The following is a 15,793-nucleotide window of genomic DNA, read 5'->3' on the forward strand; positions in this document are numbered from 1 at the left end:
CTCATGAAATATTTAATAAATAATTGGTGGAGGAGTGTTGACCAAAAAATAGTTATAGCAATTTCTATACTAATGTCTATTGGATTACTGTTAGTTATTACTTCAAGTGAAAGAGCAGCTAATAATATGCATTTGAATAAAAATTATTTTATTATAAGACATGTGATATTTTTAGGTATTGCACTTGTATTAATGTTTATATTATCAAATGTTCGTCAGCAAACATTAAGAAGAATTTCTTTATTAGGGTTAATATTTAATATTATTATTTTAGCTATTATTGTTTTTTATGGTCGTGAAGTTAAAGGAGCAAAACGTTGGATTTCTATATTTAATATATCATATCAGGCTTCTGAGATAATAAGACCATTCTTTTTTGTAGTAGTATCAAAAATCCTTTCTCTGGATGAATATACTCTGCGTGTGAGAATTTATGTTGTTAGTATACTATATTTTATATTGGCATTTTTAATAATCATCCAACCTGATTTTGGTATGCTGGTTATTATTACAATAGTATTTGTGATATTGTTGTTTGTTGCTGGGATACCTATTATGTGGTTTGTAATATCCGTTATGTTATCTGTTGTTGTATTTATGGCTAGTTATTTTATGTTTCCTCATATATCTCAGAGGATAAATAAATATATTTATCCTCAATATCATGATAATTATCAAGTGAAACAATCACTAGCTTCATTTTATAATGGTAGTATATTTGGAAAGGGGCCTGGTGAGGGCGAGTTTAAAAGATACTTGCCAGATTCGCATACAGATTTTATTTTTGCTGTATCAGGTGAAGAATTTGGAGTGTTTATATCCTTAATCATTATACTATGCTTTGCATTTATAACAATTTATGTATTACTAAAGGCTTATAAAGAAGAAAATAATTTTGTAAAGTTAACTTTATTATCTATTATTAGTAATTTTGGAATACAATCTTGTATCAATATAGGTGTTACTCTTGATTTATTGCCTACCAAGGGTATGACATTGCCCTTTATAAGTTATGGAGGATCTTCTTTAATTGCAAGGAGTATTGAATTTGGTATTATATTGGCCTTGACTAAAACTAAGACTTCTCTCATCAAATATAAAATACTGAACTCTATTGACTAGGGTAATTTCTGTGTTATTATTTTTCGTGTTATAGTAATCAATAGCACTTTATGCTTTGTTATTTAAAATATAAATCTGAAATTAAATTATATGCTTACTAAATCTATAGTGCTGGTTCCTGCATTAATGATTTTTGTTGTGATGATGATTAGCAGGAGAACGCTTCCTTCATTGATTGCGGGTATTGTTACAGCTGCAGTAATACAAGGCCAATCTATAGGCTTTTCAACTATTTATACTATATTTAGTTATTTTCAATCAGTTTTTTATGAATCTTCTCAAATCTCTTGGAATAATATTTTTACATTATTATTTTTATGGGTCTTAGGTATTATTATATCTGTTTATACTTACTCTGGAGCTATGTCGATTCTTGCAGAACGCATTACAAAATATATCAAATCTCCGACTTATGCCAAGCTTATTGTGTTTTTTTTGGGTATTATATGTTTTATAGATGATTATTTTAATAGTTTAGCTATTGGTTCTTCTGCAAGAACTTTATTTGATAAAAAATCTCTTTCTAGAGAGAAATTGGCATATTATTTAGATACCACAGCTGCTCCTGTGTGTGTTATGGTGCCTTTATCAAGTTGGGGAGCTTTTATTGTAGCAATATTGGATAGTTCTATATTCCAATTTGGATTGCCTTATACTAGCGGTGTAGAATTGTTTCTGCAATCAGTATGTTATAATTATTATTCAATTATATCATTGATCATGCTATTTATTTTCTCTATTTGGAATTTTGATTTTCCTAAAATGTTATATTTTGAAAATCAGGCAAAAAATAACAATAATGATTCACCAGCTACTAGTATGATATCCTCAAAATTGGTATTTTATTCTATACCTGTGAGTGTAATGGTGTTATTTGCTTCTACATTATTGTTTATGTTTGCTACTGGTTATATTTATAGTGATAGTGTTAGTTTTATATCTATTTTAAGTAATATGAAGTTGGGTTTTTCACTATTTTGTGGAGGGACGCTTTCTTTGATATGTTTTTTAATTTTCTGTCCTATAAATTACAAAGATCTAGTATTAAATCTTTCAGAAGGTTACAAAACTATGTCATCAGCTATTTATGTGTTAGTTTTTGCTTGGGCATTTTCGTTTGCAATGAATGAATTAAATGTAGGAGATTACATTGCTTCAGTGATTATCTCTTCAAATTTTCATAAGTCTTATATTCCTATAGTGATATTTTTTACTGCTGTGATGATTTCAATCTGTACAGGCAGCAGCTGGGTAACTTTTGCTGTGCTGATACCTATAATTTGTCAATTGTTAATTAATGATATCAATATACTTCCTATGACTATAGGAGCTATGTTAGCTGGGGGGGTGTTTGGAGATCATACATCACCTATATCAGATACATCAATATTATCTTCAATAGGCGCTGGCTGCAGCCATTTGGATCATGTTATTACGCAGCTTCCTTATAATATTACTGCTCTCATTTTATCTACTATAATTTATGTTATTTCAGTGTTTTTATATTAGAATTCTATTATAGTGTATCGATTGAGCGTAGGATTTTTTTATCAAAAATTATTGATTTTGTATTATTGGTTGAGGTATTAATTATTAATTATGCAAGTTTTGTCTTTTCAGCAAATAATTTCGCTATTACAGAATTACTGGAGTGATTATGGTTGTGTTGTGCTTCAACCATATGACCTCGAAATGGGTGCTGGTACCTTCCATCCTGCAACTGTTCTTAAGTCATTAATTGAATATAGTTGGAATGCAGCTTATGTGCAGCCTTCTAGGAGACCCACAGATAGTAGATACTCAGCACACCCCAATAGATTAGGACGTTATTACCAATTTCAGGTGATATTGAAACCCTCACCTGATAATATGCAGCAGTTGTATCTGGATAGCTTGCTAAAGTTAGGGCTTAACATAGAAGAAAACGATATAAGATTTATAGAAGATGATTGGGAATCTCCAACTCTAGGAGCCTCTGGTATGGGCTGGGAGGTGTGTTGTAATGGAATGGAAATTTCACAATTTACTTATATGCAACAAATGGCTGGAATAGATATTTTTCCAGTTCTTGGAGAAATTACATATGGTTTAGAAAGATTAGCTTTGTATATTCAACAAAAAGATCAAATAAAGGATATAGTATGGAACTATTCTAATAACGGTAAAAAATTATTCACATATGGAGAATTAGAATTTATTTCAGAAAAACAATTTTCACAATTTAGTACCAAATTTTCTAACACTGAGTTATTATTTCAGCAATTTCAGGAAGCAGAGCAGATATCCCTTGAATTGATTCATAGTAAATTGCCAATAGTTGCGTATGATTATTGTATAAAAGCTAGTCATTTATTCAATTTACTTGATGCTCATGGTGTGATAAGTGTTACAGAAAGGGCTGCATATATTATTAGAATACGTAATTTAGTCAAATTATGTTGTAGTAACTTATTGAATATGAATAAGAAAGCTGATGAGTCAAGAGTTATTAATTGAATTGCTTAGTGAAGAAATTCCTTATGCTTTACAACAGCATGCTTGTTTAAGTTATTATGATATATTTGCTAAATATTTAATACAACATCATATCTGTTATAAGAAGATTAATTACTACTACGGCCCTAGAAGGATTATATTACATATAGTTGGGGTTGCAGATTACAGTACTAAGGTGGAGATAAATGTTAAAGGTCCGAAAGTTTTACATGCTACTCCAGATATAATCAAAAATTTTTGTAATTCTAACAATATCACAGAAAATGATTTATATCTTTCTGACACTGGAAACCAAAAATTTTATTTTTATAAACGAATCATTTATCCCCAGTTATCTGAGAATATTTTTAGCAATACTATAGCTGATACAATAGGACAATATGTATGGCCTAAGTCGATGAGGTGGGGAGGGCATACTATGTATTGGGTGCGACCATTGAAAAATATATTATGTATTTTTAATGGAAAATTACTCAGGTTTAAATATGAGCATTTATCATCAAGTGATTTCACCTACGGGCATAAAATTATTAGTCCAAATGTAATTTCAGGTATAAAGAAATTTAGTGAATATAAAAATTATCTATCTTTGCATTATGTATGGATAGATCAAAATGAACGTAAAAGTTATATTCAAAGTGGGTTATTAGATAAATCTAGGGAGTTAGGCTTTACCCTGAATCAGGATTGTGAATTATTAGAAGAGGTGGTAGGGTTAGTTGAATATCCTACTGTGTGCGTTGGCAAAATAGATGAAAAATTTTTGTCTATGCCAGAAGAGATACTGATTGCCTCAATGCGCATTAAGCAAAAATATTTTACTATGAGGGATGATAAAGGGGCATTAGCTCCTTATTTCCTTTTTGTCGCAAATATACGTTCTGACAATTATAGCTGTGTAATCAAGGGTAATGAGAATGTCTTATATGCCAGGCTGCAGGATGCTATATATCTTTATAATAGAGATATATCAGAGACCATAGAGTCTAGGTTAGTTAAGCTTAAGGATATAGTTTTTCATAGTAAATTAGGTAGTATATATGACAAAGTACAACGCATTACAAAGATATGTGAAGATATTCAATACGAAAATTCATTACAGTGTAGTAATATAAATCAAGATTATATTACTAATGCCATAAAGGCATCTAGGTTTTGTAAGCATGATTTGGTATCTGAAATAGTCAAAGAATTTCCTTGTTTACAAGGGGTAATGGGTTACCATTATGCAGTGTTTGAATCTATAGATTTAGATATTGCACTCACCACTAGGGATCACTATAAGCCTCAGATGTTACAGGATGATATCCCTGGTAATTCTTCAGCGATATTAGCATTGGCTGATAAATTGGATAATCTTTCTTCATTAATTGCTGCAGGTGAAAAAGCAACTGGTTCTAAAGATCCTTATGCATTGAGAAGACAGTCTTTAGGAGTAGTGCGTATCCTTTTAGAAAATCAGTTGGATATTGATATCATACCCATAATTAAGAATATACTAGATAGGTTAGGGTTTGGAGACAGCAACGCAATTATAATATTTATGCAAGATAAATTAAAATATTATCTTCAGAAGCAAGGGTATTTAAAAAAAAATATTGATGCCATTTTAACTCGTAGGATTGGTTATTTAAATATTGTTAGAATTTATAATGAAGTATCATTATTTACTAGCTTTTTAACTACAGATTTAGGTCAGTATATATTGAATTTATATAAAAGAAGTGAAAATATGATTATATCTCTAAAAAAACTAGGAGATTTTAATACTGAGTTTTTTCTGGTTCATGCTAATTCGAGTAAGGAGTCCTTAATTATTAAAAAATATTTTGTATCAGAGTATGAGCATAACTTTTATAATTATTTATATGAAGATAATTCAATTCAAATTCTTATGTTAGCAAATAATGATTATAGTTTAGCATTAAATAGGATTGAGTTACTTACTCCTTTGTTATCAGATTTTTTAGATAATGTTACTGTCAACGATGCTGATATTTACATAAAGCGGAATCGTGTTAACATGGTGATGAGAGCTATTGATATGTTTAATTCTATAGCAAATTTTAAAAAATTATGAATCAATAATTTTTATTCAATAAGATTTTTTACTTTATAGTATAAAATTATGAATTTAGCTGTTTTTAGGTTGGTAGTAATTTTTGTTATATCTTTGTGTAACTCTGTTATTTTTACGTTTACTACCTATGCTACTCAGAATATTTCTATCAATTCTGATAAGCTTGTCTTAGATCAAAAATCATCTTCTATAACATTTACTGATAATGTTGAATTAGTATTTCAAGATCATATATTAAAGACAAATAATTTAGTGATTTATTATAAAACTCTTGGTAAAAAAGAAGTAATAGATAAGATTATAGTAAATTCTCTACTAAATTTGTACAAAACTGATGAAAATATATATATTACCTCTGATAAAGCAGAATATAATTCTATTAATAATGAAATAGTTTTTATCAATAATGTTGTGATCAAAAAAAATGGTGATATTTTAATGACAAATGAATTTAGATATAAATTACCATAGATGTTACTTTAATGGTTTTAGATAAAAGCCATTGCTGGTGTTATTTTCATAATTTAGGATATTTAGTATTAGCAATATGTTTATTTTTTATGTTATTAGTATCTATATCATCTAGATTTTGGTATTGATGTTCACAACTGAATATATATTGAGTTGGACTATTAACTTTTATTATGCATTTACCGCATATACCCTTCATCATACAATAAGGGTTATTATTAGTCATACACATAATTTTTGGTCGTTTAGTGAATAAATGTCTAATTTGTGTGATTTGGGCTAAGTCTTCAACTGATATTGCACAAATTACATAATCTGCTAGTGCCAATATATTGGGTTGATGCATATTTTTACTAGATTGATTGTTATAGTAATATATACTTTCTATTAAATTGGATTGAAATGAATAATCTGTATCCCGAGAGTTAGCAACTGGTTTATCTTTTGCACTCCACACTATAATGTCTGTCGCTGATTGAAATTTATCATGATAAAATTGATTTTCAGCTCTTTCATATCCAGAAAAAAACAATATTTTGCATCCATCATCCTTTAGTTGCCTACATATTGAGAGCATCATTATGTTCCATCTGTTGGTTGCTACTACTACCACGATTTTATTTTTTATCTTTTCTATTGTTGAACCAAGCGGCCCCGTTAAGGATATTTTAACTTTGTTATCTGATTTTAGTAGTTCATATATATTATTTACACCATTTTCTTTGAATATAATTAGTGAAATATAGTTATTTTTATGGTCTATATCAAAAGCGGTGACTGCAATTGATAATGATTTCACATGAGAATTTGCTTTATAAATTTGAAGACGAAAGAAATTACCAGCTTTAAATTTATGGGCTAAAGATTTTGAGTTAATAGTAATTTCGATATAATTTTTAGATAGTATTTTCACTGCGTGAATATGAGAAAAAATATAGTCTTGAATTTTTTCTTGTATGCTATTGCCGCATTTAGTTGCATGTTTAGGTTTTTGTATAGCTAGTATATTATTAATAATTGGTACTGAGTTTTTAGCACTTGCTATAGCTTCTACTACACTGCCAGAATAATCCGGATTAGCATCTCCTAAAAAGCTTATTTTTTGTGTTGTATCTTTAAATAATTTTGAATTATTGAATTTTGAATTACTGGCGCTATTAAAATTGTTAGTGAGATCTATGTATTCATTTTTTTTAGTGCCTATAGCTACTAAAATAGTGCTGGCATCTATTGTATATTGGTCATTTATTATAACTTGACTGTTGAAATTAAGTTTATTAGGAATAATGTTAGTAACATTTGTATTTTCTTGAAAATTCACTCCCATTGACATAGCGTATTCTATTTCACAAAAATTCTGTCTATAAGCAGCAGAATTCTTAATATTATTACGATAATATATTGTTATCCCACCTAATTGATTGATTATTGCTAACTTTTGCTTAGTATTTTTAGCATTTCTAAATAATTTAGCATGTGTGATAAATTCATTTGCTAGTTCTTTTTCTTGTTCACTCCAATTTGCTTCCAGTTTTTCTTTTGTGATAGTGTTAAGTTTTTGTTCATAATTTTTTAAAAATTTCTCTACTTGTACTGGATAATAATTTATTGATTCAACTGCTGCATCAATTGCAGTTAATCCACAACCTATTATTATTATAGGTAACCTTATTGTTAGATGATAGCCACTATTATATAAATAAGGTGTTTGTTGATGCAGGATCATTAAAAATTCTGTAGCGGTTCTGATATCATTAAGGAAGTAAGAAGCAAAATTATCAAATATAGGTTTTCCAGCCCCTATGCATAGAGATATATGATCAAATCCTATGTTAAATAATTCTTCTATAGTGATGTTACTACCAACCCTTGTACTTCCATGCATTATAAAATTTTCTCTTCTTTCTAGCATTAATCTTGCTAGTATGAGATTTTTTTTATTCCACCTGTTGGTGATACCATATTCTGCTACTCCACCTACTCCTTGTGGCATCTTGTATTTGGGGTGATTAATAAATTCATCCCAGTTTTTTATAACTTGGTAAAAATCTTCAGATATGTTCTCAATCTTTGCAGATTCGATAGCTGTTACATAATGCCCATGATTTAATAGATAGTGTGATGCTGCTATACCTGCTGGCCCTAGCCCTACTACTGCAATATTATATCCTGTATTACTTTTAGGTAAAAATGATGATATATTTAATGGATTCCACCTAGTTAATAATAGATATATTTCTACTCCATATGGTAATTCAAGTATATTATCTAATATATTCGACTCAATCAATGGTATATCTACAGGATCTTGTTTTTGGTAAATGCATGATGCTGTACAGTCATTACATATTCTATTTCCTGTTAATATTAGCAGAGGATTATCTATTATTATCATTGCTAATGCTGCTATATTGAATCCTTTAGATTTCAATTGATTCATTTCAGAAATTTTTTGTTTTAGTGGACATGGTTTAATATCAATGTTCTGATATTTAGCAGGATTGACAATTTGTAATCCTTTACTGCAAGAATCTTTTGAAGTTTTATGACAATATATACAGTAGTGCGCGTTGCTTAAGGCGTGCGATAAATTATTATTATATAGTTTTCTATAATTAAAGCCTAATACAGTTTTTTTTTAAGTTTTACAATTTTATTGCATCTGATTTTAGTGTGTTTTGGATTAGGTAGGGGTATATCGAATATCGATAAGCTACTATTATTTGATATCATATATGATGCGTATTTTGCTGTTATTTCTAATTCTCTTTTATATTTTATAGGGTCATTGCAGCATTTTATAACATATGTAGCAAATAATCTTTCTGTAATATTTCTTTTTCCTATTAATCCAACCAATTTTTTAGATAGATTGTCAAACTCTTGTTTTGTAACAGATCCTATTGGATAATTTTGTAGAACAGTTCTTTGTATAAATTTCCTTTTACATTCGTATATAATATTAAATTCTTTATGCTTGGTTTTAAGTATAAAATTTTCTTTTTCTATGTTAAATAATTTTGCGATGAAGTCATCTAATACCAAGGACAATTCTATTAAAAAATCGGAATCTAGTAACTGGTTAGACTGAGTATTAAAATTCTTCCTTAATGAATGTAGTGAAGAGCATAACTTCGTATTTACAGAGTTTAGATATCTAAGAAAGATCTCGTCTATCTTTTTTAAATTTTTGAATTGATATAAATTATCGAACGTTATTTCAAAATCGTTAATCATGACTCACTTTTACTAATTCACACGTATCGGATTAACCTAGACTTCCGTTTTGTATATCAGCATAATATTTATTGCTTGAATATAAATTGACACCGAATATATTTTATTATGATTTGGTAGTTTTTAGATGTTCATTGATCCAGCTTACTAATTTTTGTTTATCTTGAAATCCTGACCTGACAGATATTTGAGATTTATCCTTAAACATGATTACAGTAGGTATACCTCTTATGCATAGCTCAGTAGGAATTTTTGTATTATCCTCTATATTCATCTTAAATATCTCTACCACATCCTGCATTTCATTAGAAACATTCTCTAGTACTGGAAAGAACATTTGACAAGGATTACACCACGTTGCCCAAAAATCTACCAATACAAGTTTTGGGCTATCGATTTTAGTATAAAAGTCATTGTCATTAATGATTTGTAACATAAATTTAACTTATAGAATTTTATTTGACGCCCTCAGCAGCGCTATATTATATCATGATCACTAATATAGCAAATCAATTTTATTTTTATTGATATGATTTTAATAAATATTATGCGCTTAGAGCGCGTCATGAGTTTCTGTTAGGTTTACTCTCATACCACCCCACCTGGATAATGAATTACATTAAATTCAAATTGTCCTAGAATCAATAATTTATTAGAGGGATTTGAGTTAATCGAATAAATGCCTTTTTACGTAATTATTAACGAATATGAAGTGCTTATGTATTGCAATATTATTACCAAATATATCCTTATTATCAAAATTATATATTGGTGAGTATATCATAGATGCAATGACTATAAGTGTATTGCATATCAAACTTATTAGTAATAGGAACGCTGTATGTATTAGATGAAATAGAGTGTAATATATGATGAGTGATATCGCAGACATCATGCATAAAATCATTAAATTATATGCGATATTTATTAGAAATGGGTATATAAATTGTAATTCAGATATTTTATAATATAAAATTATAGTGAAATATTTTACTAAATGATTAATTTTTGATTGATTTTTGAGTATTTTCCCTTGTGTTTTAGAATTTTGTATTCGTAGAGTGATTTTAATAATTTTGAGTCTTTGTTTTATCATTACCAAAGTATATAGTAAATCTTGTCCATATTTTTGTAGTTGTTCTATATGGTTGTTATTGGATATAACGCCTCTTATGTGGGATGGCTTGTCATTAAGATTAATTAAGTTATAGTAAAATTTTTCTGATAGCTTTATAGATTGATTCACTAACTTCCCTAATATCGTATCATGTAATACGAAAAATTTTAATTTTTCTTTTATTTGTTTTAACAAAACAAATGAAGGTAAATAGTTTTTGCCATCACAATATGTTCTTAACAAATCACTGTTTTTATTAAAGATGTATTCACGTACTACTTTACGCATTCCGCTTTGAATTTCTTTTTTATGTATTGCTGCAATATAACGCTCCATAATGCTCTTTTAATCCATTTACTATCTGTACCACAGGTAATTATACCATAAATATAGCGAAATTTATACATGTTACTTTTAGTGATAGAGTAGATTGATTTTAAACTAACAATTAAAATTTCTATAATTATTATATGTCTTAAAACCATATTTATCTAATTGAGGTGAAAGGTCAGTTTATTTGGTTGACCTAAGTAGCTTATTATTATACAATCACGGTATTTTTAGTAAGTGCCTAGCTAATTCGATAGTTTATAGTGAATTTACGATTCTGGGTTATTTTATATTTTTTTGAGTGTTTTAATTGGATATTAATATATGTTTGCAGTTGTAAAATGTGGTAGTAAGGATTATAAGGTTTCTGCTGGGGATGTTATTGATGTCGAAAAGTTAGATCGCACAGTGGGTAGCGTGATAAAATTAGATCAGGTTTTGTTAAGGTCTTCAGGTAAGAAGTTAGAGATAGGATATCCAGCAGTTAAAGGTCTGGTTGTAGAAGCAAGTATTGTAGAACATTTTAAAGATCGTAAGATATTAGTGTTTAAGAAAAAGCGCAGAAAGAATTATAGGCGAAAAAATGGTCATAGGCAGAATTTGACTAAGATTAAAATTATCAAGATTTAATATTTGGGTTTTATATGGCAACAAAAAAGGCCGGTGGTAGTTGTAAAAATGGTAGAGATTCAGTAGGGCGTAGGCTTGGTGTAAAAAAATCAGATGGACAATTTGTTATAGCTGGTAATATTATTGTCAGACAGAGAGGTACTAGATTTTATCCTGGCACTAATGTAGGTATAGGGAAAGATCATACGTTATTTGCTTTAGTAGAAGGTAGAGTAAAATTTATGAATAGAAGAAATAATAAATTTGTCGCAGTAATATAGTATATCCTCAATCACTAATAGAGCTATTTTGTTATAAATTTTTATTTGTGATTGTCTTGTCTTTTTCATTAATTTCATTTGAAATATCTTTATCAAAGCATAAGTTTGTTGTGTTTTAGTGAGATTTTGTACTAAGGTTATGCTTATAGCTCTGATCTTCCTTGGCTTCTTTTTGTTTCAATTAATCTAAACATCATGTTTTATGCATTTCATTACTTTTAGCTGGGTAGTGTATTAGATTAGTGTATTAGATATTTAGGTGTGATTTATTAATCATTATGCGTTATAGGGGTATTTGTGACATTCTTTGTGTTAGTAGATGTTTATTTTCTTTAGATTCCTTTAGGTGATTTAGGTATCCCATATTATTTTATAATAGAGTGATTTTGAGTATTTTAATGATTGACAATCATTGTTGCTTCCACTACACTTGCCGGTAATTATCGAGTGTATGGCGTTTACAACTTTGTTTTTAGTAAGAAGGGAGTCACTTCGTTTTCTTCGGTATGTTTACACATTTATATCTAATTAGTATCAGTCCAGTAGTATCTGCTCTAATTATCTATCCACTGTGTAGTTGTTTTAAGAGTAAATGATATAATTCGAATTTTTATACCGCAATAGGTTAGAATTTATATTACTATAATTGTAATACTAAATTTTAATGAATTTGAGTTGATATGTGCTATTTTTATATAAAGTTAGTTCTACGTATATAATTAGTATAAATCTCAAGCAAGTAAATATTATAAGAGCATTTGATGGATGCCTTGGCGTTGGAAGGCGATGAAGGACGTAATACGCTGCGATAAGCTTCGGGGAACTGCGAATAAGTTTTGATCCGAAGATTTCCGAATGGGGAAACCCATCTGTTTACAGATATTGTACAGTGAATAAAATAGTTGTACAAGGCGAACTCAGTGAAGTGAAATATCTAAGTAACTGAAGGAAAGGATATCAAATAGATACTCCGTAAGTAGTGACGAGCGAAAGCGGATCAGGCCAATGACTTTAAAAAATAATAAATTAGAATAACATGGAAAGGTTAGCAATAGTAGGTGATAGCCCTGTATAAGTAAAAAATTTTAAAGTATTCGAGTAGGGCGGAACACGTGAAATTCTGTCTGAATATGGGGGGCCCACCCCCCAAGCCTAAGTACTCTCTGACGACCGATAGTGAACTAGTACCGTGAGGGAAAGGTGAAAAGTACCCCGAGAGGGGAGTGAAATAGTAACTGAAATCAAATGCTTACAAACAGTCGGAGCAGTAAGGATATGCAAATATTCTTATTTGTGACGGCGTACCTTTTGTATAATGGGTCAGCGACTTAATTTGTTGAGCAAGCTTAAGCTGTTAAGTGTAGGCGTAGCGAAAGCGAGTCTTAATAGGGCGATTTAGTTCAATGGATTATACCCGAAACCGAGTGATCTAGCCATGGTCAGACTGAAGATAGAGTGAAATCTGTTGGAGGGTCGAACCCACTAATGTTGAAAAATTAGGGGATGAACTGTGGCTAGGGGTGAAAGGCCAATCAAACTCGGATATAGCTGGTTCTCCGCGAAATCTATTTAGGTAGAGCGTTATGTAGTCGATATTGAAGGTAGAGCACTAAATAAGCTAGGGGGTCCCACAGGCTTACCAAACTTAATTAAACTCCGAATGTCAATTTCTATAGCATAGCAGACAGACTATGGGTGCTAAGATCCATGGTCAAGAGGGAAAAAGCCCAGATCGTCGTCTAAGGCCCCTAAATCGTAACTAAGTGTGAAAGGATGTGGGAAAACCATGACAGCTAGGATGTTGGCTTAGAAGCAGCCATCATTTAAAGAAAGCGTAATAGCTCACTAGTCTAAATAAGTTTTTCTGTGCCAATAATGTAACGGGGCTTAAGTTACGTGCCGAAGACACGAATTTAAACACTTAAAAATTAATGTTACTTAAATTTAATGAAATTATTTTCATTAAATTTTGTTACGTGGTTTTTGTTTAAGTGGTAGCGGAGCGTTCTGTAGATCTGTGAAGATGATTCGTAAGGGTCATTGGAGATATCAGAAGTGAGAATGCTGACATGAGTAGCGATAAAGAATGTGAAAAACATTCTCGCCGAAAGTCCAAGGTTTCCTGCGTAAAGTTAATCTGCGCAGGGTTAGTCGGCCCCTAAGGCGAGGCTGAAAGGCGTAGCCGATGGGAATCAGGTTAATATTCCTGAACCTAGAAAAAATGACGAAGAAAGTAAGTTGTATATTCTTATTGGATTGAGTATGCAGTGAATTTTTTCCAGGAAATAATTTTTTCATTTGAAGACCGTACCCCAAACCGACACAGGTGGACAGGTAGAGTATACCAAGGCGCTTGAGAGAACGATATTGAAGGAACTAGGCAAATTGCATCTGTAACTTTGGAAGAAGGATGGCCTATATTTGGGCAACCATTTGTAGGTGGCACAGAATAGGGGGTAGCGACTGTTTATTAAAAACACAGGACTCTGCTAAGTCAATAGACGACGTATAGGGTCTGACGCCTGCCCGGTGCTGGAAGATTAAGAGGAGGGGTGCAAGCTCTAAATTGAAGTCCCAGTAAACGGCGGCCGTAACTATGACGGTTCTAAGGTAGCGAAACTCATTGTCGGGTAAGTTCCGACCTGCATGAATGGCGTAACGACTTCCCCACTGTCTCCAGTATCGACTCAGCGAAATTGAATTCTCCGTGAAGATGCGGAGTTCCCGCGGTTAGACGGAAAGACCCCGTGAACCTTTACTACAGCTTTGTACTGTGATTAGGGATTAAATGCGCAGGATAGGCGGGAGACTATGAAGCAGGCATCCGTGTCTGTGGAGTCGCCCTTGAGATACCGCCCTTTTAATTTTTAATTTCTAACTTGAATCCTTGAATCAGGATTAAGGACAATGCATGGTGGGTAGTTTGGCTGGGGCGGTCACCTCCTAAAGAGTAACGGAGGTGTGCGATGGTTAGCTCAGGTTGGTCAGAAATCAACTATTAGAGTGCAATGGCATAAGCTAGCCTGACTGCGAGTCTGACAAGACAAGCAGAGACGAAAGTCGGTCATAGTGATCCGGTGGTTCTGTGTGGAAGGGCCATCGCTCAACGGATAAAAGGTACTCCGGGGATAACAGGCTAATGATTTCCAAGAGCTCATATCGACGAAATCGTTTGGCACCTCGATGTCGGCTCATCACATCCTGGGGCTGTAGAAGGTCCCAAGGGTTTGGCTGTTCGCCAATTAAAGTGGTACGTGAGCTGGGTTTAGAACGTCGTGAGACAGTTTGGTCCCTATCTGCCGTGGGTGTAAGAAGTTTGAGAGGAGCTGCCTTTAGTACGAGAGGACCAAGGTGGACGTATCCCTGGTGTGCCAGTTGTTATGCCAATAGCATTGCTGGGTAGCTAAATACGGGAGGGATAATTGCTGAAAGCATCTAAGCAAGAAGCCTGCCTCAAAACTAGACTTCTCTAAGAGCTGTGTAAGACTAACACTTTGATAGGCCAGGTGTGTAAGTATGGTAACATATTCAGCTAACTGGTACTAATAGCTTTTTTGATTTATTTTGCTGGGATTTATTTAGTTTATGCGTAGTGCTAACTTTATATTGCCACATTTTTATCTCAGGTTAATTTGTATTGTAAAAATTAGTTTATGTTCTACTCTTATTTGTGAGTTGTTAAAAATTGATATTTTTTGGCTTAAATTATTAGCTTGATAATAATAGCATGAGTGATACACGCGATACCATTCCGAATTCGAATGTGAAACCTCATAGCGCCGATGGTACTATGCTATAAAGTATGGGAGAGTAGGTCATTGTCAAGCTTATAATCTAAGTTGTTTTCTTTTCTCGTTCTAAGATAATTGTTGCTTTTGGTGATTTTTTATTGTTACCTATCTGGTAGGGAAGGTCTTTGGTGGTGTGGTTGGCGACCTGATTGTTGTAGATCCTCGGTAGCTCAGTGGTAGAGCAAACGGCTGTTAACCGTTTGGTCGCTGGTTCGAACCCAGCCCGGGGAGCCATTTTTCTGTTATAGCAATTTTGTTG

At 31.5% G+C, this 15,793-nt stretch carries 11 protein-coding genes, 1 tRNA gene and 2 rRNA genes; 10 read left to right on the forward strand and 4 right to left on the reverse strand.

The window, feature by feature from the left end; genetic code table 11:
• The first annotated feature begins 3 nt into the window (after nucleotides 1–3).
• The 5 genes from IHI24_RS01895 (at nucleotide 4) to IHI24_RS01915 (ending at nucleotide 6,169) form a co-directional block, all read left to right on the forward strand.
• Nucleotides 4–1,122: an FtsW/RodA/SpoVE family cell cycle protein gene (locus IHI24_RS01895; protein WP_194966378.1), complete on the forward strand. Its 1,119-nt coding sequence runs from the start codon at nucleotides 4–6 to the stop codon at nucleotides 1,120–1,122.
• Between the two features lie 90 nt (nucleotides 1,123–1,212).
• Entirely contained in the window at nucleotides 1,213–2,631 is a 1,419-nt protein-coding gene (locus tag IHI24_RS01900) for a Na+/H+ antiporter NhaC family protein (RefSeq protein WP_194966379.1), read from the forward strand.
• Nucleotides 2,632–2,721: 90 nt separating this feature from the next.
• The gene (locus IHI24_RS01905; RefSeq protein WP_194966380.1) at nucleotides 2,722–3,618 is read left to right on the forward strand and encodes a glycine--tRNA ligase subunit alpha; all 897 of its coding nucleotides are present in this window, start codon (nucleotides 2,722–2,724) and stop codon (nucleotides 3,616–3,618) included.
• Nucleotides 3,596–5,698: a glycine--tRNA ligase subunit beta gene (gene glyS, locus IHI24_RS01910; RefSeq protein ID WP_194966381.1), complete on the forward strand. Its 2,103-nt coding sequence runs from the start codon at nucleotides 3,596–3,598 to the stop codon at nucleotides 5,696–5,698. Before IHI24_RS01905 ends, glyS begins: the two co-directional genes overlap by 23 nt.
• A gap of 48 nt (nucleotides 5,699–5,746) precedes the next feature.
• Nucleotides 5,747–6,169: an LptA/OstA family protein gene (locus IHI24_RS01915; protein WP_194966382.1), complete on the forward strand. Its 423-nt coding sequence runs from the start codon at nucleotides 5,747–5,749 to the stop codon at nucleotides 6,167–6,169.
• Nucleotides 6,170–6,215: 46 nt separating this feature from the next.
• Here IHI24_RS01915 and IHI24_RS01920 read toward each other — a convergent pair whose 3' ends face one another.
• The 4 genes from IHI24_RS01920 to IHI24_RS01935 all read right to left on the reverse strand — a co-directional run bounded on the left by IHI24_RS01920 (nucleotide 6,216) and on the right by IHI24_RS01935 (nucleotide 10,859).
• Nucleotides 6,216–8,609: an FAD-dependent oxidoreductase gene (locus IHI24_RS01920; RefSeq protein ID WP_194966383.1), complete on the reverse strand. Its 2,394-nt coding sequence runs from the start codon at nucleotides 8,607–8,609 to the stop codon at nucleotides 6,216–6,218.
• A gap of 182 nt (nucleotides 8,610–8,791) precedes the next feature.
• Complete coding sequence (locus IHI24_RS01925; protein WP_194966384.1) at nucleotides 8,792–9,406, reverse strand: hypothetical protein; 615 nt, start codon at nucleotides 9,404–9,406, stop codon at nucleotides 8,792–8,794.
• A 106-nt stretch (nucleotides 9,407–9,512) separates the two neighbouring features.
• The gene (gene trxA, locus IHI24_RS01930; RefSeq protein ID WP_194966385.1) at nucleotides 9,513–9,842 is read right to left on the reverse strand and encodes a thioredoxin; all 330 of its coding nucleotides are present in this window, start codon (nucleotides 9,840–9,842) and stop codon (nucleotides 9,513–9,515) included.
• A 231-nt stretch (nucleotides 9,843–10,073) separates the two neighbouring features.
• Nucleotides 10,074–10,859 (reverse strand): hypothetical protein, encoded by a 786-nt coding sequence (locus IHI24_RS01935; protein WP_194966386.1) that lies wholly within the window; start codon nucleotides 10,857–10,859, stop codon nucleotides 10,074–10,076.
• Nucleotides 10,860–11,177: 318 nt separating this feature from the next.
• Here IHI24_RS01935 and rplU point away from each other — a divergent pair, with 318 nt between their 5' ends.
• The 5 genes from rplU (at nucleotide 11,178) to IHI24_RS01960 (ending at nucleotide 15,768) form a co-directional block, all read left to right on the forward strand.
• Nucleotides 11,178–11,483 (forward strand): 50S ribosomal protein L21, encoded by a 306-nt coding sequence (gene rplU / locus IHI24_RS01940; protein WP_194966387.1) that lies wholly within the window; start codon nucleotides 11,178–11,180, stop codon nucleotides 11,481–11,483.
• A 14-nt stretch (nucleotides 11,484–11,497) separates the two neighbouring features.
• Nucleotides 11,498–11,743 carry a 50S ribosomal protein L27 gene (rpmA, locus tag IHI24_RS01945; RefSeq protein WP_194966388.1) on the forward strand — a complete coding sequence of 82 codons (246 nt, stop codon included), beginning with the start codon at nucleotides 11,498–11,500 and terminating at the stop codon, nucleotides 11,741–11,743.
• A gap of 738 nt (nucleotides 11,744–12,481) precedes the next feature.
• Nucleotides 12,482–15,309, forward strand: a 23S ribosomal RNA gene (locus IHI24_RS01950).
• Between the two features lie 146 nt (nucleotides 15,310–15,455).
• Nucleotides 15,456–15,570: ribosomal RNA gene (gene rrf / locus IHI24_RS01955) — 5S ribosomal RNA — on the forward strand.
• A gap of 123 nt (nucleotides 15,571–15,693) precedes the next feature.
• Nucleotides 15,694–15,768: transfer RNA gene (locus IHI24_RS01960), tRNA-Asn, on the forward strand.
• Nucleotides 15,769–15,793 lie beyond the last annotated feature (25 nt).

This window comes from Rickettsia endosymbiont of Cardiosporidium cionae, from assembly GCF_015476335.1.
Lineage (GTDB): Bacteria > Pseudomonadota > Alphaproteobacteria > Rickettsiales > Rickettsiaceae > JADHZC01.